The sequence below is a fragment of the [Limnothrix rosea] IAM M-220 genome, from assembly GCF_001904615.1.
In the GTDB taxonomy this organism is placed as follows: Bacteria; Cyanobacteriota; Cyanobacteriia; order Cyanobacteriales; family MRBY01; genus MRBY01.
In genome coordinates, this window is record NZ_MRBY01000005.1 from 1 (window position 1) to 17,987 (window position 17,987).

The window sequence follows — 17,987 nt, forward strand, 5'->3', positions numbered from 1 at the left end:
CTGGGTTAGTAATGGAACCATCGTTTCAACGACATTGCTTTTACTACTTCAGCATACTCATTCCCGGAGAGCCTGATCTTCGGTCAATTCCTAAGGCGATAATTGCGCAACTTTTTCTAGCCAACCGCCTAAATCAACAGCTTCTATCCCGCGAAGCGGTAACCTTTCACCCACCATAAAGCAGTTATATCCCCAAGTGGCTAAAAACAGTTTGACCGCCGTGAGCTCTGGTTCTTTTTGCACTTTACCAAGAGTTTTGAGGCGATCCTCAATAAACCAAAATGTTGATTTGTGTTTCTGTAATAATTGCTTTAAAATTTCGGATTTTGGCTGTTTTGTTTCTTTACCAAAAATATTCGAGCTGGGGAAATTAATATTTTGCTGTTGTAAAAGTTGATGAACAAACCGAGCTTCTTTCGTTGTAATAATGTAAGTTTCGACGGCATCATCTGCGAGTAATTGCTTTAAACAAGCGGGCATACCATCGTAAAACCGATGTAAGGATAGCCAATGGTCTAACTCGTTAGTAATTTGGCGATCGCGGACAGTATCGAGGGCCAACATCAACCCATCTTGCGTGGTATCCCAGTGACTTAGGCTTTGCGCTAAAATTCTTCGCCAATCTTGCCAAATCACATTGGAATTTTGGCCTTGTAATAAAACATGAATTAATACAACCATTTCCCAGCCTGTTTCGATGACTGGGCGTAACTCATAAAAAGCTGGACGAAGGGATTCTAAGGTCTTTTGTTCAAGGTTCGTTTGCGTAATTTGCTGGTAGGCGATCGCCGCCGAATGGAAATATTCTGCAAGGCCATCGCAAATGACACCATCAGAATCAAAAGCAATAACTTGAGAAACCATCAATCAGGAATTTGAGACTTCATACGGTCGAGGGTCAGATTCATCTGATCAAACATTTGCTGCGGTGTCATCCCAAATTGACCAAGCTGTGTCTTCATCTGTTCGACAGCCATCTGCGCCATAAAATCATCGGACAGCTCAAAGCGTTTCATAAAGATCTTGTAGCGATCCATCATCGCCTCCATCTGGTCGATGTACATCTTCTTGCCTTCGCGGTCAAACTTACCGAAATCGCTACCTAATTGCACAAGATTTTGATAATCCGTAAACAGACTTTGAGCTTCTTGTTGGACAATCTCTGAATCAAAAAATCCCATTTTACTTATCTTTTCCTAAATTAAATAACGCGAGAAGTTCACCCGCAGGAGAACGGAAGTTGTGATTTAACGATATTTGATACCATTAATTTTAATTCAGGCGGTTTTACGCCGCAAAGTATGGTTTTCCGCATTAAGCCCTATGAAACAGGCGATCGCCAAACTCGCTAACCAACCAAAAGACCGCAAGATTGCCATTGGACTTGCCCTAGCGGGTTCGGTTACGCCCCTCGCTGGTGTCCATAAATTTTACATCGGCCAACCTGTGTGGGGTGTGGTTTACTTACTGCTGTGGTCAACCCCCATACCGCAAATTGCCTGTGCCATCGAAGCCGTATGGTTTGTACTACAAGATTTCGATTCATTCCAAGAAAAATTTGGCCTTGCTAGCGCCCAAACCAATAAAACCCTCGAAATGGCAAAAAAAACCGAGGCGATCGCCTCAGCATTGCGAGAACTAGAAAAACTCCGCACAGAAGGTTTAATTACCGAATACGAATTTGAACAAAAACGCCGCGCTTTACTCGAATAAACAAAAAATTAAAATTCCATACAGCCATGCCGCATAAACTCTAGAGAATCTCCCATACCCTTCCCTAGGCGGTCAGAGGTTTCAGAAGGCTACGCTAATTTCCCCTTAAACTCTAGCGAAAAAAGAATTCTATTGCTCATGCGAAACCACCATAACCACCCTATTTCAGCTATTAGCTAAACTGTACCACCCAGTGACTATGCAAACTCTTCTATGGAACCCGCAATAATCGGCGTTTGACGAAAATACTTGCTGAGCCGTAATTGATTGCCCCGATGATTCCAATGGACTTGATCAAAAATGTGGGACAAAAGACACACCCCCCGGCCACATTCCGCTTCTTCCGGTGGCAATAGGTGATCATCTAAATCGCAACAATGCTCACTTTTATTGAAGCCTGTCCCCTCATCCGTAATAATCCAAGAACACTGTTCGGTATTCATGAAGAAGTGAACCACGACTTTTTTCGTTGGATCAAGGGCATTGCCATGCTTTGCGGCATTAACAAGGGCTTCCTGTAACCCTAGGCGTAAATCGTACTGCCATTCATCGGGAATACGCTCTAGGAGAATATCTAAAACTGGATAGAGGTAAAGCGTTGAGGCAAAACTTAAAGTACTCCAATGAGACTTTGGGGGGGGCATGGAAATCGCAATCACAGTCAATGCTCCTTGACAAACTAACTTGCTGAGTATGGTGTCATCGAGAATTAGCCACTGCCTCGTAGAACAGTGTTTTGTTGTGATGCTAATGGCATAAAAGGCTCAAATTGCTCATCATTTAGCGTAAAGACCGTACTTTCTATGGCGGCTCTTACTGAACTATATTATACAAAAAATTGAAATTACACCATTTTTAAAAGAACGGCGCATTCTACATGGGGCGTTTGTGGAAAAAAGTCAGCGGGCTGTACCCATTCCACTGTATAGGCTTCAGCTTCGCATAGGATTTTTAAGTCCCTCGCTAGGGTTGCTGGGTTGCAACTAATGTAAAGGATTTGTCTAGGTCGGGATTGCCGTAATGTGTCGAGAACGCGGCGATCGCAGCCTTTACGCGGTGGGTCAACTAGTACAATATCGGCGGTGTCTTCGAGGTTGGGCAATACATCCTCAACTGTCCCGACCAGAAATTTGACATTTTCAATGTGATTATCCGCTGCACTGGCTTGGGCTTGCTGTACAGAGCTGGGCAAAACTTCAATGCCGATAACTTGTTTTGCCTGCTGAGCTAGGGGTAGTGTAAATGTCCCGACACCACAGTAGGCATCGATGATCGTTTCATTGCCCTGAAGTTCGAGCTGTCCAAGGATTTTTTCTAGGAGGTGCTCAGCAACGGCGGTATTAATTTGAAAAAAGGTTTCAGGGCGAAGTTTCAGGTTTAGTCCGACAAAGGTTTCGTTTACATAGTCGCGTCCGGCGATCGCCCTTGTGTCACGTCCCCAAATCATATTGCCTTTGCGGTCATTGATATTGAGGCAAACACCGACCAGTGCAGGATATTCAGCCAGCCAACTAGCCGCTTGCTCTTCTAAATTCGGAAAATCGGGCGCTGTCGTAATTAAAGTTAAAAGGATTTCGCCTGTGTGGTGACCAATGCGAAAAGCCAAATGTCGTAATTTGCCTTGGTGTTTTGCTTCGTTATAAATAGACCAACCATTCGCCGCGATGTCCTGCTTGATATCACTTAATAAAGGATTGAGTCGCTGGTCTTGAATCGGACATTGATTGAGATTTACTAGCTGATGACTGCCCTTACGGTAATAGCCCGCCTGCAATTGTCCTGTACTTGAACGTCCCACTGGATAGGTTGATTTATTCCGATAGCCTAAACCCGATGAACCATGCAAAATTGGCTCAACCTTAAGATCTTCAAAGCCACCAATACGCTGTAATGCTTGGGTTACTTCTTTTGTTTTGATCTCGAGCTGTAAAGACTCCTCAACCTGTAACCACTGACAACCACCACATTTATCCGCAACAATACAGGGAGGGCGACGGCGATCGCCAGAAGGCTCAAGCATACGTTGAATTTTTCCTAGGCCATATTGGCGCTTTAGACGCGTAATACGAACCTCAAGGCGATCGCCCGGTACAGTATCCGGCACAAACACAACTTGATTCCCATATCGACCAACCCCAGACCCCTGACTATTGAGATCATGAATTGTCAATTCAATCAGATCACCCTGTTGCATCGCCTCTACTCCCTAGCTTGTTCAAATCGGCCATCCACACTCTACCCTGTCTCAGGAAATTTCAACGCCTTTCCCGACCCACCCATAGAAATAAAAACAAGATCAAAAAGAAATGTCAAAACAGCATTTATATCATTGATTTTCAACAAGGCAACCCGAATAAAGTATCAAAAGATACAAGCTAACCCAGTTGGAATCGATAACTTAACGACGTGTCCTGAGAATATTGCCTAACTCCGCACACACCCCATTAATCCAGCCAAAATCGGTTTATCCTCCATGACTGACACACCCAAAAAAGTCAAACTAACAAAAATTGATCAAGCCAAAATAGCAAAACCCGGCTTAGCGATCAAAGATGAAATTGAACAGTTTGCTCAGGCTGGTTGGGAAGCATTGGATAAAGATGACCTTATTATTCGTCTCAAATTTTTAGGTCTATTCCACCGTCCTGTAACGCCCGGCAAATTCATGTTGCGGATGCGCACACCCAATGGCATCCTAACCAGCGAAAAAATGCATGTCCTCGCCGAAGTCGTCAAGCGCTATGGCGAAGACGGTAGCGCCGACATCACGACCCGCCAAAACCTACAACTACGCGGTATTCGCCTTGAAGATGTGCCCGACATGTTCCAAAAATTTAAAGAAGTAGGTTTAACGAGCGTCCAATCCGGCCATGACAACATTCGTAATATCACAGGTTCCCCCGTGGCCGGCATCGATCCAGAAGAATACTTTGATACCCGCGAACTCGCTGAAAAGCTCCAAGACATGATCACTAACGGTGGCGAAGGCAGCTTTGAGTTTAGCGACTTGCCCCGTAAATTTAATATCTGTGTCGAAGGCGCACCGGATAATTCGTCCCACGTCGAAATCAATGATATTGCCTACGTTCCAGCATTCAAAGATGGTGAATTTGGGTTCAATATTCTCGTTGGAGGTTACTTCTCTGCCCAGAGAATTGCCGAGGGAATTCCCATCAATGTATGGGTTCCGCCGACAGAAGAAGCGGTACTCGCAGTTAGTCGTGGCATTATTACACTATATACTCGCTATGGTGCAGAGGAAGGATTGCGAGGTAATAGAGCCAAAGCCCGTGTTTTGTGGCTCGTAGAGGCTTGGGGCGTTGAAAAATTCCGTGCCAAGCTTGAAGAAGAAACGGCCATGACCTTTGCTGCGGCTGCACCAGAAGATGCGTTCACCATGGAAAAACGTGACCATCTTGGCGTGCATCCCCAAAAGCAAGAGGGCTACAGCTATGTTGGTTTGCATGTTCCTGCAGGTCGTCTCACGGCGGAGGATATGTTTGAGGTGGCTCGTCTCGCTGAAACCTATGGTGTTGGTGAAATTCGCGCTACTGTCGAGGAGAATTTTATTATTCCCTATGTCAAAAATGAAAATGTTGACACGCTTCTCAAGGAACCTTTGTTAGAGAAGTTTTCGATTAATCCCTCCCCTTTGGTTCGCTCTTTTGTGTCTTGTACTGGCAATCGCTACTGCAATTTTGCCCTCATTGAAACGAAGGGACAGGGTTTAGCTTTAGCGAAGGAGCTGGATGCTGAGCTGGATATTCCCCAGCGGGTACGGATGCACTGGACTGGTTGCCCCAACTCCTGTGGTCAGGCTCAGGTTGGTGACTTGGGGATGCTTGGTGCGAAGGCGAAAGTCGATGGCAAAATTGTTGAGGCGGTTAATCTCTACACTGGTGGCACAGTTGGTAAGGATGCCAGCCTCGGTTCTGTTGTGGAGAAGAAGGTTCCCTGTGGTGAAACGCTCAAGGAAAGGGTTAAGGGGATTTTAATTGAGCAGTTTGGGGCAACGCCTAAGGCTTAGAGCTTGGTGTCTAAATAAATTTTCATCTCAAGTTGTTTGAAATCGGTAAGGCTTATTGGGCAGTACCGATTTTTTTTGTAATTTGAGTTCTGGTTAAATGAAGTCGGTGGTGGGGCGACGACGACGGAGAAAAGATGTGAGATTGTTGGTGGATAAAAAACGGTGGCGATCGCCACCGTTTTTATTTCAAATTAAATTTAGTGAGAATGTTCACCCTCCATATCGGAGTGACCTTCGTGCATAGCTGGATTATCGCCGGACTGGGGCATCTCCGTGGGGGTGTTACTATTTTCTTCAATGATTTCTATCGGGTGATGATGGGGTTCCATCAAACTCATATTTTGTCTACCGACGGAAAGTAATCCCATGGAGACAGCACCGAGGCTAGCGGCTCCCATAGACACTAAACCAACCGAAAATAAACCCATTGCCACAACGCCAATAGAGACAATGCCATGGGTTGCCACGCCGATCGCCACAATACCGTGGGCAGAAATCCCGATGGCGATCGTGCCGTGGGCGGAAATCCCGATCGACAAAAATTTTGTTTTGCTGAGGGCTGTTTTGCTGATGCTTGGTTTTTCTGGCGAACTAACAGTCATGAAAATAATTTGTCGATGTTAAGAAATTGCTAACCAGTATAGCCAAGCTAATAAAATCGCGACGACTGCCCCAATGAGGGTATTAATGATGTTGACGACTTCATTGGTGAGGAGGTCAAATTTTTCTTGGATGGTTGCGCCAATGACGCTTTCTAGGTTGGTTGCGACAAAGGCGGCGATCGCACACCACAAAATCCCCCAAATATTAATCATGCCAATGGCGTACCCGACCATGGCGATCGCCACAGAAGCAATCATTCCCGCTAATGTCCCTTCTAAACTGACTGCCCCCTCCGTGCCCCTAGGCACAGGTCGAAAGGTTGTAATCAAAAAGGTGCGTTTACCGTAGGCTTTGCCCACTTCGCTAGCAGCTGTATCCGATAATTTGGTACTAAAACTGGCAACGTAACCCAAGACCAATAATCCCTGCCAAAAGTCCGGTACAAGTAAAGTTCCTAAGGCACAGAGAGTGCCAATGAGCGCTGAGCCCCATACATTTTCAGGCCCCCGTAAACCACCGCGGCCTTCGGCAATACCTGCGGCTTCTTTGATGTCTTTGCCAATTTTTGTGACGCCAACGCCCACCAAAAAGTAAAACATCACCACAATATACCCTTGCCAATGGAGACAGCCCCACACCAGCACACCTAACAGCCAAGCATTGAGGTAGCCCATTGGGGTCAGGAGCTTTTTCGGGATTATGAGGGCGATCGCCACCAAGACTGTATTGAGGGCGATCGCCACTAGCCAAGGATTTTCGAAGAGCATCATAGTCGCAGCGGCAAAGATTGATGAAGGAAATTAAAAATTAAGATTTGGCATAACTGCGGAACGGTTGCCCCCAGTATCGCCAACATTCTTTATTAAACGGCGATCGCCACCGGAGAATCAAATCCCGCTCTAGGGCTAACCTTTGGGTACGGTCGCTGGGGACAGAAACATTAAAGGCCATATTAACCGCGAAATCCATTCCATACTTCCGGTGTAGGCTCACATAGGCATCAATATAATCCTTACAATCATGTACCCCTTTCCACCGCTGTTTAATAGATAATTTCGTTTCACCCACATACAGCAGCAATGGCACTGAATGGTCTAACACAAAATAAATATTGGCTTGCCCTTCACTAAGGGGATCGGGGCGATCGCGATAAAAATCCCAAGGCTTACGGGGCAACTCAAACGGATCCAGCTTCTCCGCATCCCAGTGAGCAGGCTTGGTGTCTAGCTCAAATAAAAGACTCGTTTGTCCCGCGGCTGAATTTTGGCGAGCTTGCGCTTGAAAGTTAGCAATACGGCTTTTCCAAGCCATTAGCGCCGACGAACTCATCTCCAAAGTTGGTCGCCTTTGCACCTTATAGGGATTAGTCACCGTATCGGCAACAGAAAATAAATTAAGCTGTTCGTCAGGCATAAAAGTCGAGAAAATTGTAGCGAAAATCAAAGGATTGTCTTTAGTTTAATAAAACCTAAGTGCGCTCCCCTTGCCATCGAAGAAATTCTAAAGGCAAACCATCCGGATCGGCTAGGAACATCACTTCATAAATGCGATCGCCGATCATTTGCTGTTGGGGATTGAGCAATATTTTGAGCGGCTCAGACGCTTTTGCTTGGAGCCTTGCCAGCCAGCTGGGCAAACTCGGCGTTAGTGCTGTCAGATCAAACGAGACATGGTAATAACCCACATAATGCTCATCACCAAAGGCATCGGGCGCAGGTTTGGGCTGGGGAATTTGGATCAGCTCGATCCGCCCAAGCTCTCCCCGGAGCCAACAGGCAAGGGTAAAGCCCGTTGTAAATTGCACCTCCGTCGTGAAACCGAGTAAACCATAAAAGGCGATCGCCCGGTGAATATCAGCAGTACGAATAGAAATGTGGTGCATAAAACAACAGGAAAAAATTAAGAGAGAGGACTAAAAAACAGGTAAATCTCCAGCAATACTTATCAGCTTTAACCAGTTTCGGTGTAATTCAACCTGAGTTCGGTTTAAGCATGGTCTGGAATGATGACGCGGCGAAAGGGAGAGCGAGGGATGGGGCGATTTTTCATTCAAACAATTCTAATGCGGGTGTCCGTTGATGTCCCGTGTCTCCCCCTCTCCGTGTCTCCCTATCCCAATGTCCCCATGTCTTCAAGGTATTCAGATAACTCCTTAACCCGAACTGACGTTAATTCAGTTTCATCGGCTACGACCGCCCCTTCGATCACTTCATGGCGCACCTCCTCTGATAGCTCCCATGGCCTCTTTATTCCAACAAAGCTTCCTTGGCTTTTTCAGCCCACGGGTAGCAATCTCATTTTGGAGCATCACCAACTCACCCGGCGTTAATTTGGCCATCAGATCAATGCCTTTCTCCTCGAGCAGCCCCAACAATATCGCCTTTTTCTGCAATGCATTGTGAAGGACTTTTTCTAGCTTGCCATATATTGTCTTGGTAAATAGAGTTGGTTTCTGGCATGGGGCTACCCAGCATTTGTTAATCCATACGCCATTCTCGCATCGAATTTCTGGGGCACAACAGCTGAGTTGACAAACTTCAATATCCCTAGCAACTATAGCCAAGGCCATCAAAGTTAAGACACCTAGCTCTGCCGGCCATGACTATAGGGTAAGTTTTTAAGGATTCAATCTTATTTTTCTAAACCGATGGCTCGCAAGAAAATTGTCTATCAAGAATTTGGTTCCGCACCAGAAATAGAAGCACCAGAAGTTGTGGATTTACCGCCAAATCAACAAAATGTCCGTATCCAAGCAACACGCTCTGGTCGCAAGGGTAAAACGGTGACGGTGATCACTGGCTTTCAACATGCCCCTGCCACGTTAGCGAAACTCACGAAACAGCTAAAAAATAAGTGTGGTGCTGGTGGCACCCTCAAGGATGGTGTGGTCGAAATTCAGGGCGATCGCCGACAACAACTCTTAGAGATACTCACCCAACAGGGCTATAAAGCAAAAATTAGCGGCGGTTAGCTTGATACTCTTCCTCTAATAGCCAGCGAATCTGCTTTGAAAACTGCTGCAAAGACTTAAACGGATAGATGCGCACAAACTGGGGTTTGAGGTCACGGAAAAGACTATAGTAGCTATTTTTTTCGTCTTCAAACCGATAAGTCAAAATCGCCTGTTCGGCGATCGCCTCAGGTAATGTCCGCCAACTGTTTACCTCAAAGGAGACAGTAAAGCCATATTCCAAACGGGCAGGAAAACGGAGAGGATTATGCTCAGCAGCAGACACAGACTTCGCTGTAAAACTTAAATTGTGCAACAGCCCTAGCCATTTCTCACGGTAGAAAAACCAGCCATTGTGGCTATACACTCGCTGGGGGTAAATGCGGTCGAAGGGATTTGCCGCATGGGGCTGAATGAGTTTATCCGTGGGTATAGCTAGTACGATATTGCCAAAGTCAGCGATCGCCACTTCCCGATAGGGACGCTCTAAAAATAATTCCATTTCAATTTACCTTCGCCTCAGCAAAAAAATACCCGACAGTTTTTTCCACCACCTTGGGGCGATCGCCCCCCGTGCTCGATTTTGCCTAGTCACCATCAGCCCCGAAGAACTCGACCTAACACAAAGCAACAGAAAAACGGCTATTGGTATCAAAAGTAACAATATTGCCGATATCCCCCACAAACTCGTTAGGTAAATTCACAGAACCGTTACAAAGCTGTACAAACCCTAGAAGTAAGTTGCAATAAAATACAAAATCTCTACATATCTTGAGGCAATAAAACTTGTCATGGCTCAACTGACCGCTGCAGAAGTTCTCTCCAAGCTCCAAGCCGACGAATCCCTTGCCAATAGCGAACTTAGTGGTCTCGACCTCAGCGGTAAAACCCTTGATTGTGGCAACTTTTCCAGAGCCTATCTACGCCGTACAAATCTCACATCAGCGTCCTGCATTGGCGTAAACTTTTCTAAAGCAACGCTCATTTTGGCACAACTCAAGTCCTGCAACCTGACCAAAGCGAATCTTCACCACAGCACCTTTACCCAAGCCGATCTGACCGCAGCCAATCTACAACAAGTTAAGGCAGCCCACGTTAATCTACAGGGCACAAACTTGTCCCAATGCTTAGGTCGGGGCGGTAATTTTGAAGAAGCAAACTTTAATGAAGCACAAGTCCTCAGGGCCCACCTTGAACGGGCAAATTTTGTCAAGATTCAAGCCAAACAAGCCGATTTTACAAATGCAAATTTAAACCAAAGCGACCTTAGCCGTAGTCATTGCCAAGGCGCTAATTTTACCGAGGCGACCCTGATATCAGCCGACTTAGAACAGGGGGATTTCACCGCGGCGAATTTTACTAAAGCGAATCTCTCTCAGATTAATGCCATTAATACAGTCTTCCATGAAGGCACTTTTACGGAGACTTGTTTTGATAATGCCCAGCTGGAGTTGGCAAATTTTTCGCAGTCGACGATTTCTGGTGCGACTTTCCGTAATGCATCGCTGTTTAGTGCATCCCTTGAATATGCCCAGTTGATCAATGTTGATTTTAGGGGCGCGGATTTACGGAGCGCGGTCTTTTTTAAATCAAACCTTGGAGGCTCTTGTTTTGACCATTGTCGTTTAGAGGGAGCGATATTTGGGGCTGTGACGGGTTTAACTGATGCCCAGCAAGCATTTCTGAAGGACAATGGCGCACTTAATGTGACTTAATTTGTTTCTTTTTTCAGCGCCTCTTCGGACTTCTGGCTCCACCAAAACATATCGGCGATCGCCGAACCATAGACAGTAAATTCTGGCACAGGGTTAAGGAGTACGATTTGAGTTTCTAAATCCGGCCCCAAACGACGCTCAACGCGATCGGGAATACCATAACCGTAGATCACATGTCCTTGTCCCGCTAAAACAACCACTTGTCTCTCAGGATTGAGGATGCGGAAATCGGCGATCGTTGCCGCCATGGTTTCATCCCAAATCACCTGTGCCGTAAAAAAATTATCAAAATTAAAATTGCCATGGGCGCTGTGGGCACCGAATGCTCCCTGCACAAAATTACGATAATTATTATTGCTCAAATCCAGTTCACTAACAGGCGGAATATGCACCATATCCTCTGCTGTGAGGGCTTCTACCCCGCCACGGGCAACGCGACTCACTGTCTCGCCGGGGGCATTGAGCGCTAAAACGGGGATCTTATTTTCCCGGGCAAATCGCATAATCGGCGCGTAGAGCTCCCAAGGGAAACCCCATAGTTTTTCATATTCACTTTGTTCAACGAATTCAGCCTCCGTAATCTCGCCCGCAATATAACTATCTAAAACGGCTTGGTATGGACGCTGGAACATTTCCATCCCGATCACCAAATCAGGGTTTCTCGCGTATAGCTCTTGAATAATCTGTAACTGAGCAGCATGGTCGCGCTCGCTATCATGCAATTCCCCAAGGAAGACTACATCCGCTGTGGCCAAAGGTTCGATGGATTGCTCCGGCATCGGCGGCAAATCTGGTATTTCCTGAGAATCTGTACCTTGTAATGCACATCCGGCTGGGGCGATCGCCAACAAACCACTGAGGGCAATGAAACCAATTTGCGGCCTAATCTTCATAGATTTCTTGGGAAAGAGTAAAAGCTCTAGTTTAAAGCCTTAACTTTAAAATTTGGATTTGAAATCTGGATTTGAAATCTGGATTTAAAATTCGGCCTAAAAATTAGGTCGATTGGAAGCTGTATGGAAAGTCAATGTGATCACTAGCGCTAAGACGACGGAGTTGGCCGTGTCACATCCCAAGAGCATGAGACTCTCATAGCTCGTTAAACAAACCATTGCAGCTAAACCAATGGGAGTGCTCAGTAGCTCTAGAAATTCACCGACTTGACCCATAAACTCCAAAATCTGGAGAAAATATTTCAGAATAGCCATTGCACTAGCGTGTCTCATCTTGTTTCCTCAGGACGAATAAAACTCTTCAATAAAATCAATATGCTTAGCCCACAAGGCTACTCAGGCGTTCGGAGAGTATCTGAAAGGGGACTTTACCAATGAATGTGTCAACCGCCACCTGCTCCTCCTCCAGTAATACGAAATGGGGTACACCCGTTACTTTATAGGTTGCAACCGTTGACTGCCACTGGGGATCATCAATGTTTAACATGACAAAATTGATGGCCGCGCCAAAACGCTCATGTGCTTTTGCTAACGTCGGAGCCATGGCCTGACAGGTCATGCACCAATCAGCGTAGAACTCAATAAACGCTGGCTTACCATTGGCGATCGCCTCACCATAGGGAACAGATTGGGCAGCTATGGCCGGTAAAGTCATTAGGTCAGCGACCGTAGAGGTTTGTGCTCCCTGGACTGGACGAGTCAACACAAAGGTTCCCCCCAGAAAGAAAATAACTAAAGCAACGGCGATCGCCCCAATATTCCGACTCACTCTGTTTTTTGGCAAAATGCATAACCCCCACCTCAAGGCATGTAACAAATCTTAACCTAATTGTTGATAGTAATAAACCAAGGCGATGGGCATCACTAACATGACGAAGAAAATTGCCACAAAAAAGAGGTGACTGGTCAGCCAAACTGCCCGTAACTTGTGAATTAATAACCCCTTACTAAAAACAGACTGCATCCAAGGGAGCTAGGCAAACTGCCGTCGCGGCGATTCTAAGACGCCAGTCCCAGCAACAACACCGACAACCGCCGTTAACGTCACCGCAAAAAAGACCCAGAGAAAAACAGCATTAAAATTTAAACCCTTTTTTTGATGCCCTAACATTAAAAAAATTATCCTAAACGCGGCGATCGCCAAATAATAGAACTATCCAGATTTATTCCCCCATACAGTCCACCCACGAATCGGTTAAACCATGAAAGCCCCAAACGCGATCAAATTCATCATTGGTCTATGCCTCGGCTGTATGCTGCTGTTCTTTCCCTTTACGCAGTTTCAGCCCGACGGACTGGAGTCATTACGGACTTTAACAGTGCAGCTCGACGGTCGTAAAAAGCCCCTCGATACCGTTGCCAAAGAAACCGTCGCCAAGATTCACGGTTCGACCAGTTACCAAACCGTCAACGGCGAAAAAGAGGATTACCTCAGCACCTATCTGGAAATATGGTTTAACACCCGCAATTGGAATGAAGAGCCCTTTGTGCTGGTTAGCTATCGCCCGCTGAAGGAATTGACCGATCTGGACTTGGAGCAAAAACATTTTGCCTTCCAAGAGCTGATGACCAATAAAAAATTGGCGGCAGTGGTGAATATTGCCCACGAAAAGCAATTTAACGAGCAGGACTTAAACCGTGACGAGCGCGAAGCCCTAACCATCGAAGAGCGCTTAAATCTCCTTTACCATTCCGTCGGCGACCAAAGCCTACCGATTGTGCCCCACCCTACGGATATCAAAGGGAAATGGGTAGGTTTTAATCATGCAACTGCACTGTACGACGTTGAAGAATTTGCGCCCCTCGTCGCCAATTTTGCGATGATTCAGCAAACTGTTTTTAATGGCGGTCTAGATCATCTCGCGGCGTTATCGGACATCACGGATAGCTTAAAAGCTGGTTTACGGAGTCTCAGTCCAGAGATTTATCCCAGCGATTTTGTCCTGGCGCGGGAAACTCATTTTAATCATTTTCACCCCTTTGCAAAGGCTTGGCAGCTTTATGGTTTAGCTTTTATCGCCATGCTCATTAGCCTCTGGGTAAAACCTTGGAATATTTATTGGAGTGCCATGGGTTTGTTTAGTGCGGGCATTGCTGTCCAAACCTATGGTTTTTTCCTCCGCATGCAAATCGCGGGTCGCCCTCCCGTCACCAATATGTATGAGTCGGTGGTTTGGGTGGGTTTCGGTATTGCGGCGATCGCCCTGACCTTTGAGCTGATTACCCGCAACCGTTATTACATTTTGGCAGCAGCGCCTTTATCAGTGATGTGTTTACTGTTGGCCGCTAGCTTGCCTGCAGTTCTTGACCCCAGTATTTCGCCCCTTGTGCCTGTTCTCCGCGATAATTTCTGGCTGAGTATCCATGTTCCGACGATCGCCCTTGGTTATGCCAGTTTTGCCCTTGCAATGGGATTAGGCCATGTTGCCCTTGGGAATTATCTTTTTACCCCCAATGCGAAGCCGCGTCTCAAAATGCTTTCCCAGCTCAATTACCATGTGTTGCAAGTGGGTGTCCTGTTACTCACTGCCGGCATTATTCTCGGTGGCATCTGGGCGCACCTCTCTTGGGGACGTTTCTGGGGGTGGGATCCCAAAGAAACTTGGGCACTCATTGCGCTGCTCTGTTACCTTGCGCCGCTCTATGGCCGTCTGGTGGGCTGGATCGGTGATTTTGGCGTTCATATGGCCAGTATTGTTTCTTTTAATGCAGTGTTGATGGCTTGGTATGGCGTGAACTTTGTTCTAGGCACTGGTTTACATAGCTATGGCTTTGGGACTGGTGGGTCTGAATTGCTAATTGCTGGGGTTGTGGGGCTAGACCTTTTACTCGTTCTAATTACGGCAACGAAGCACAAAGGTTGGTTCAAATCTTCTGAAACGGAACCTTTAACCACCGTCGAAAATCCCAACTAACTCACCTTGATCTCCCATTGAGTTTTGTGATGGGGGTGCAGTTATGTATTCCTTTTTGATATTCCATATCCACACATCTACCATGTAGGGGTTTAACATGTTAAACCCCTACCAACTTGGGCTACGTGGTTAAAAATATCAGTCAAGTTTGATGCCACGAATCGAAAAATCCAGTAGCTCCATGGGATGCCAGAGTTGAATCTCTTCACCTTGCTGTTGCAGGTGTTTTTTTATTTGGAGACTACAACCCGGATTCGCTGAAATAATCACCTTTGCACCAGTTTTTGATAGATTCTTAGCTTTGCGATCGCCGAGCTCATCGGCAATATCTGGTTGCAACAGATTAAAAACACCAGCGCTGCCACAACATAAAGTATGGTCTGCCGCTTCGCGCAGTTGGACATGGGGAATAGAACGGAGTAACTGACGGGGTTGCTCCGAGATTTTTTGGCCGTGGAGTAGATGGCACGCATCTTGGTAGGCAACGGGTAACGGTGCGTCAGTTACCGGAGACAACTCAGCAGTTAAGCCCACTTCAGCCAGAAATTCTTGTACATCCCGTACTTTTGCCGCAAACTCTACAGCTTTTTCTGCATAGTCGGGATCGTCTTTTAAAATTCGGCCATATTCCTTGAGGGTATGTCCACAGCCGGCGGCGTTAATCATAATAAAATCAACATTTTGGTCGGCAAAACTATCAATCATTTGACGGGCGATCGCCTGAGCCTGCCCATCTTGACCTTGGTGAGCCGGTAAAGCGCCGCAACATCCTTGGCTTGTGGGAATGACAACTTCACAGCCGTTGGCCGTTAAAATCCTTGCCGTCGCTTCATTGACTGGCGAGAAAAAGAGCCGTTGCACACAGCCTAAAAGCATCCCCACCCGATATCTTTGTTCACCTTTTGCTGCAATCACTGTGGGCAAATTTTGTTTGGCTTGGGCAAGATTAACCCTAGGCAAAATCATTTCCATGGCCTCTAGCCTTGCCGAAATTTTTAAGATTCCCAACTTACGCACAAGCCACTGCAAACCAGAATTTTGGTAGAACCACAGCAACGGCAATAATAATCTCAACCTTGCCGGGTAGGGAAATAAATTAAAAATCAGCCAACGAAAGAGGCGATCGCCCAACGGTCTTTGATAATTTCGTTCAATTTGGGATCGCATGGAAGTTAAAAGTTCGTCATAACTCACCCCCGACGGACAAGCCGAAGTACAGGCCAGACAACCCAAACAGCTATCAAAATGCTTTACTGTCGCTGCATTAATTTCCGCCTCACCCTTGGCGATCGCATCCATTAGATAAATACGACCGCGGGGAGAATCCATCTCTGAACCTAAAACCCTATAGCTTGGACAAGTATCCAAACAAAACCCACAGTGCACACAGCTGTCGATCTCCTTTTGCTCTGGCGGATTGGCCGCATCAAAACTATTTATTTGAGGTTCAGAAAGAGTCATAGTTCATAACCATAGGTCTTGAGTCACTATACCAAGGGAAAAGGGTATCAAAATACACACCCTAGGGGTTTACACCACAACACTTTATTCACTTGATAGGCTGCACGACTTTTACCAAGGCTTTGGGTGTTACCCATTCAAACTGGTTAAATCCATGGAGATTACGCGATTCGTCGCGGAACAGATCATCAAGAGAACAACTTTTCAAGGGGGTTCTGATGTTTTAGAAGTTTTAATGTTGAAGTCTGAAAATCTGCGTACAGTAGAACTCCACGCAGTTGCAGAGTCTTTGCAGTTGAGTTCGAAGGATTCAGTCCCCCTAAATCCCCCTTACAACGGGAGATTGGCATTTTCCAGTTGTTTCACTGTTTTTTGAAATGATTATAACTCTCAATTTTTGCCTACATTTCTTGGGTAAAAAAAAGTCGCCCTTACTCTGCTTCTGTGGTGCTAGTGTTGGGATCTCTTAAACCAAAGCGAATTTTAAAGCCAGAATTGTGGGATTCACTTTGTGGTGCGTCGGCTGTCGCTTCGTCTTGTACTGGACGAAATTCAACATCTATTTTTTCGTCGTCAGATAGGGTCAGTGCCTGCACATCTGCATAGGGATTTGAGGTAAATCTGATGGGGGTGAATTCGTTGGTAATTTGTGTTGGCCACATGATTGTCTCTGTCTTTTGGGCGATCGCCTCAGAAGGGGACAAAGAAAAGACCATACCTGTGGCGAAGAGGGTAGTTACTAGCCAAAATTTCGGAGCTGCTTGAATAATCATGGGTGTTGTGGGGGGTAACGGCTTGTTATGGGCGTAGCGCTTATGTTCATGTTACCCAGAAGCTTTGGGGGATCTGCTCGTTACCGGCGGGATTATCAGTAAATCTAAAGAATCAACCAAAAAGCCATCCCAAAAAACGGAATAAATCTAGCACTTTGCCAAATACTATCCTTGGGATTAAGGTCGCCCAGCAAAAAAATCTGGAACAGCCAAAAACAAATTAGATCGATGATAAAGGCAATACTTAATCGACTGTCGGTCATTTGCTGAAGGAAATATTGCAGGCGATCGCCCCCATCACCAAATTCTGGGCGAGCTAAACCAAACCAACCAAAGGCGACCATCCCAACCACTAAAGCGACAAAGGCAAAACCTCTAGCAATTAATTTTTGCTGCGGTACAAACGGTTTGGGTGAAATCTGCCTGCGTAAAGCCATATAGGGAATCAAAAAAACATTGGTCAAAAACATCCCCAAGGACCACAAAACAGTCCGCGGTAAATGCTCCCCCCGGCGATCGCACCACAGCACTGGAAGAAACATAAACATCCAAGCCACCGCAACATTAAACAACGCCTCATCAACCGGATTCAGTACAGGCGCAAGCATCATTTCCATGCCAAATCGGTTTAACAACGGCAACACAAAAAAGAAATTAAGGGACTCCGCTTTGATTTCCTGCCATGTTTCCGGCTGAATTTGCCAAACAGGTTCACCACCAAACGGCATTCCCGACGGCGCAAAAAGTAACGCGCCAACATACACCACCCACAAAAGCCACAGCCAATTGCGATTTCCCATCACCACTCTCCCCAACGCTATTCCTTAATATCCAATGTTCCGAACCTTTAGCGGCGATCGCCACCTTCAAAAAAATC

The 17,987-nt window shown here is 46.2% G+C and carries 23 protein-coding genes; 5 read left to right on the forward strand and 18 right to left on the reverse strand.

All coding sequences use genetic code 11. The annotated features are described in order from the left end of the window. Window positions 1-90: 90 nt before the first annotated feature. A complete protein-coding gene (locus NIES208_RS03230; RefSeq protein ID WP_075889672.1) occupies window positions 91-864 on the reverse strand; it encodes an HAD family hydrolase in 774 nt (257 codons plus the stop codon). Continuing rightward, a complete protein-coding gene (locus tag NIES208_RS03235; RefSeq protein WP_075889674.1) occupies window positions 864-1,181 on the reverse strand; it encodes a DUF1825 family protein in 318 nt (105 codons plus the stop codon). Before NIES208_RS03235 ends, NIES208_RS03230 begins: the two co-directional genes overlap by 1 nt. 142 nt (window positions 1,182-1,323) lie before the next feature. Here NIES208_RS03235 and NIES208_RS03240 point away from each other — a divergent pair, with 142 nt between their 5' ends. After that, complete coding sequence (locus NIES208_RS03240) at window positions 1,324-1,713, forward strand: SHOCT domain-containing protein (RefSeq protein WP_075889676.1); 390 nt, start codon at window positions 1,324-1,326, stop codon at window positions 1,711-1,713. 197 nt (window positions 1,714-1,910) lie between these two features. Here the strand turns inward: NIES208_RS03240 and NIES208_RS03245 are convergent, their stop codons facing one another. Both NIES208_RS03245 and rlmD read right to left on the reverse strand, forming a co-directional pair. After that, window positions 1,911-2,372: an ATP-binding protein gene (locus NIES208_RS03245; protein ID WP_075889883.1), complete on the reverse strand. Its 462-nt coding sequence runs from the start codon at window positions 2,370-2,372 to the stop codon at window positions 1,911-1,913. Window positions 2,373-2,557: 185 nt separating this feature from the next. Next, window positions 2,558-3,907: a 23S rRNA (uracil(1939)-C(5))-methyltransferase RlmD gene (gene rlmD / locus NIES208_RS03250; RefSeq protein WP_075889678.1), complete on the reverse strand. Its 1,350-nt coding sequence runs from the start codon at window positions 3,905-3,907 to the stop codon at window positions 2,558-2,560. 279 nt (window positions 3,908-4,186) lie between these two features. On the opposite strand from rlmD, the gene NIES208_RS03255 reads away from it, so the two are divergent. Next, window positions 4,187-5,740 carry a ferredoxin--nitrite reductase gene (locus NIES208_RS03255; RefSeq protein ID WP_075889680.1) on the forward strand — a complete coding sequence of 518 codons (1,554 nt, stop codon included), beginning with the start codon at window positions 4,187-4,189 and terminating at the stop codon, window positions 5,738-5,740. Between the two features lie 197 nt (window positions 5,741-5,937). Here the strand turns inward: NIES208_RS03255 and NIES208_RS03260 are convergent, their stop codons facing one another. The 5 genes from NIES208_RS03260 to NIES208_RS03280 form a co-directional block, all read right to left on the reverse strand. Next, window positions 5,938-6,342: a hypothetical protein gene (locus NIES208_RS03260; protein WP_075889682.1), complete on the reverse strand. Its 405-nt coding sequence runs from the start codon at window positions 6,340-6,342 to the stop codon at window positions 5,938-5,940. Window positions 6,343-6,360: 18 nt separating this feature from the next. Further along, the gene (locus tag NIES208_RS03265; protein WP_075889684.1) at window positions 6,361-7,113 is read right to left on the reverse strand and encodes a TIGR00297 family protein; all 753 of its coding nucleotides are present in this window, start codon (window positions 7,111-7,113) and stop codon (window positions 6,361-6,363) included. A gap of 37 nt (window positions 7,114-7,150) precedes the next feature. Further along, window positions 7,151-7,786: a hypothetical protein gene (locus NIES208_RS03270; protein WP_225875236.1), complete on the reverse strand. Its 636-nt coding sequence runs from the start codon at window positions 7,784-7,786 to the stop codon at window positions 7,151-7,153. A 25-nt stretch (window positions 7,787-7,811) separates the two neighbouring features. Beyond that, on the reverse strand, window positions 7,812-8,225 hold the full coding sequence (locus NIES208_RS03275; RefSeq protein ID WP_075889688.1) for a VOC family protein: 414 nt from the start codon (window positions 8,223-8,225) through the stop codon (window positions 7,812-7,814). 327 nt (window positions 8,226-8,552) lie between these two features. Next, window positions 8,553-8,915: a hypothetical protein gene (locus tag NIES208_RS03280; protein WP_139324973.1), complete on the reverse strand. Its 363-nt coding sequence runs from the start codon at window positions 8,913-8,915 to the stop codon at window positions 8,553-8,555. Between the two features lie 75 nt (window positions 8,916-8,990). Between NIES208_RS03280 and NIES208_RS03285 the strand changes: the two genes are divergently transcribed. After that, the gene (locus NIES208_RS03285) at window positions 8,991-9,314 is read left to right on the forward strand and encodes a translation initiation factor (protein WP_075889692.1); all 324 of its coding nucleotides are present in this window, start codon (window positions 8,991-8,993) and stop codon (window positions 9,312-9,314) included. Here the strand turns inward: NIES208_RS03285 and NIES208_RS03290 are convergent. Next, window positions 9,301-9,795 carry a hypothetical protein gene (locus tag NIES208_RS03290; protein ID WP_075889694.1) on the reverse strand — a complete coding sequence of 165 codons (495 nt, stop codon included), beginning with the start codon at window positions 9,793-9,795 and terminating at the stop codon, window positions 9,301-9,303. The genes NIES208_RS03285 and NIES208_RS03290 overlap by 14 nt on opposite strands. 289 nt (window positions 9,796-10,084) lie before the next feature. On the opposite strand from NIES208_RS03290, the gene NIES208_RS03295 reads away from it, so the two are divergent. Then, on the forward strand, window positions 10,085-11,008 hold the full coding sequence (locus tag NIES208_RS03295) for a pentapeptide repeat-containing protein (protein WP_075889696.1): 924 nt from the start codon (window positions 10,085-10,087) through the stop codon (window positions 11,006-11,008). Here the strand turns inward: NIES208_RS03295 and NIES208_RS03300 are convergent. From NIES208_RS03300 to NIES208_RS19175, 5 genes are all read right to left on the reverse strand, one after another. Continuing rightward, window positions 11,005-11,901, reverse strand: coding sequence for a ChaN family lipoprotein (locus tag NIES208_RS03300; RefSeq protein WP_075889698.1), 897 nt, complete (start codon window positions 11,899-11,901; stop codon window positions 11,005-11,007). The two genes, NIES208_RS03295 and NIES208_RS03300, sit on opposite strands and share 4 nt — an antisense overlap. A gap of 96 nt (window positions 11,902-11,997) precedes the next feature. Then, window positions 11,998-12,234 carry a hypothetical protein gene (locus NIES208_RS03305; protein ID WP_139324974.1) on the reverse strand — a complete coding sequence of 79 codons (237 nt, stop codon included), beginning with the start codon at window positions 12,232-12,234 and terminating at the stop codon, window positions 11,998-12,000. 46 nt (window positions 12,235-12,280) lie between these two features. Next, complete coding sequence (locus NIES208_RS03310) at window positions 12,281-12,745, reverse strand: thioredoxin domain-containing protein (protein WP_139324975.1); 465 nt, start codon at window positions 12,743-12,745, stop codon at window positions 12,281-12,283. A 36-nt stretch (window positions 12,746-12,781) separates the two neighbouring features. Further along, window positions 12,782-12,925: a hypothetical protein gene (locus tag NIES208_RS19170; RefSeq protein ID WP_216349348.1), complete on the reverse strand. Its 144-nt coding sequence runs from the start codon at window positions 12,923-12,925 to the stop codon at window positions 12,782-12,784. 9 nt (window positions 12,926-12,934) lie between these two features. Beyond that, window positions 12,935-13,072 (reverse strand): hypothetical protein, encoded by a 138-nt coding sequence (locus NIES208_RS19175; protein ID WP_216349349.1) that lies wholly within the window; start codon window positions 13,070-13,072, stop codon window positions 12,935-12,937. Between the two features lie 91 nt (window positions 13,073-13,163). Between NIES208_RS19175 and NIES208_RS03315 the strand changes: the two genes are divergently transcribed. Further along, a complete protein-coding gene (locus tag NIES208_RS03315; RefSeq protein ID WP_075889702.1) occupies window positions 13,164-14,876 on the forward strand; it encodes a cytochrome c biogenesis protein in 1,713 nt (570 codons plus the stop codon). Between the two features lie 138 nt (window positions 14,877-15,014). On the opposite strand, the gene NIES208_RS03320 is transcribed toward NIES208_RS03315, so the two are convergent. From NIES208_RS03320 to NIES208_RS03330, 3 genes are all read right to left on the reverse strand, one after another. Next, on the reverse strand, window positions 15,015-16,337 hold the full coding sequence (locus NIES208_RS03320) for a (Fe-S)-binding protein (protein ID WP_075889704.1): 1,323 nt from the start codon (window positions 16,335-16,337) through the stop codon (window positions 15,015-15,017). Between the two features lie 431 nt (window positions 16,338-16,768). Continuing rightward, window positions 16,769-17,110, reverse strand: a complete 342-nt coding sequence (locus NIES208_RS03325; protein ID WP_075889706.1) for a hypothetical protein — start codon at window positions 17,108-17,110, stop codon at window positions 16,769-16,771. Window positions 17,111-17,214: 104 nt separating this feature from the next. After that, window positions 17,215-17,910, reverse strand: a complete 696-nt coding sequence (locus NIES208_RS03330; protein ID WP_075889708.1) for a hypothetical protein — start codon at window positions 17,908-17,910, stop codon at window positions 17,215-17,217. Window positions 17,911-17,987: the final 77 nt, after the last annotated feature.

Bases quoted from the DNA above. Each gene is read 5' to 3' on its own strand.
- NIES208_RS03240 (WP_075889676.1), top strand. From the start codon at position 1,324: ATGAAACAGGCGATCGCCAAACTCGCTAACCAACCAAAAGACCGCAAG.
- NIES208_RS03255 (WP_075889680.1), top strand. From the start codon at position 4,187: ATGACTGACACACCCAAAAAAGTCAAACTAACAAAAATTGATCAAGCC.
- NIES208_RS03265 (WP_075889684.1), bottom strand. From the start codon at position 7,113: ATGATGCTCTTCGAAAATCCTTGGCTAGTGGCGATCGCCCTCAATACA.
- NIES208_RS03330 (WP_075889708.1), bottom strand. From the start codon at position 17,910: ATGGGAAATCGCAATTGGCTGTGGCTTTTGTGGGTGGTGTATGTTGGC.
- NIES208_RS03305 (WP_139324974.1), bottom strand. From the start codon at position 12,234: ATGAGACACGCTAGTGCAATGGCTATTCTGAAATATTTTCTCCAGATT.
- rlmD (WP_075889678.1), bottom strand. From the start codon at position 3,907: ATGCAACAGGGTGATCTGATTGAATTGACAATTCATGATCTCAATAGT.
- NIES208_RS03300 (WP_075889698.1), bottom strand. From the start codon at position 11,901: ATGAAGATTAGGCCGCAAATTGGTTTCATTGCCCTCAGTGGTTTGTTG.
- NIES208_RS19170 (WP_216349348.1), bottom strand. From the start codon at position 12,925: ATGCAGTCTGTTTTTAGTAAGGGGTTATTAATTCACAAGTTACGGGCA.
- NIES208_RS03290 (WP_075889694.1), bottom strand. From the start codon at position 9,795: ATGGAATTATTTTTAGAGCGTCCCTATCGGGAAGTGGCGATCGCTGAC.
- NIES208_RS03260 (WP_075889682.1), bottom strand. From the start codon at position 6,342: ATGACTGTTAGTTCGCCAGAAAAACCAAGCATCAGCAAAACAGCCCTC.
- NIES208_RS03285 (WP_075889692.1), top strand. From the start codon at position 8,991: ATGGCTCGCAAGAAAATTGTCTATCAAGAATTTGGTTCCGCACCAGAA.
- NIES208_RS03235 (WP_075889674.1), bottom strand. From the start codon at position 1,181: ATGGGATTTTTTGATTCAGAGATTGTCCAACAAGAAGCTCAAAGTCTG.
- NIES208_RS03275 (WP_075889688.1), bottom strand. From the start codon at position 8,225: ATGCACCACATTTCTATTCGTACTGCTGATATTCACCGGGCGATCGCC.
- NIES208_RS03325 (WP_075889706.1), bottom strand. From the start codon at position 17,110: ATGATTATTCAAGCAGCTCCGAAATTTTGGCTAGTAACTACCCTCTTC.
- NIES208_RS03295 (WP_075889696.1), top strand. From the start codon at position 10,085: ATGGCTCAACTGACCGCTGCAGAAGTTCTCTCCAAGCTCCAAGCCGAC.
- NIES208_RS03230 (WP_075889672.1), bottom strand. From the start codon at position 864: ATGGTTTCTCAAGTTATTGCTTTTGATTCTGATGGTGTCATTTGCGAT.
- NIES208_RS03315 (WP_075889702.1), top strand. From the start codon at position 13,164: ATGAAAGCCCCAAACGCGATCAAATTCATCATTGGTCTATGCCTCGGC.
- NIES208_RS19175 (WP_216349349.1), bottom strand. From the start codon at position 13,072: ATGTTAGGGCATCAAAAAAAGGGTTTAAATTTTAATGCTGTTTTTCTC.
- NIES208_RS03320 (WP_075889704.1), bottom strand. From the start codon at position 16,337: ATGACTCTTTCTGAACCTCAAATAAATAGTTTTGATGCGGCCAATCCG.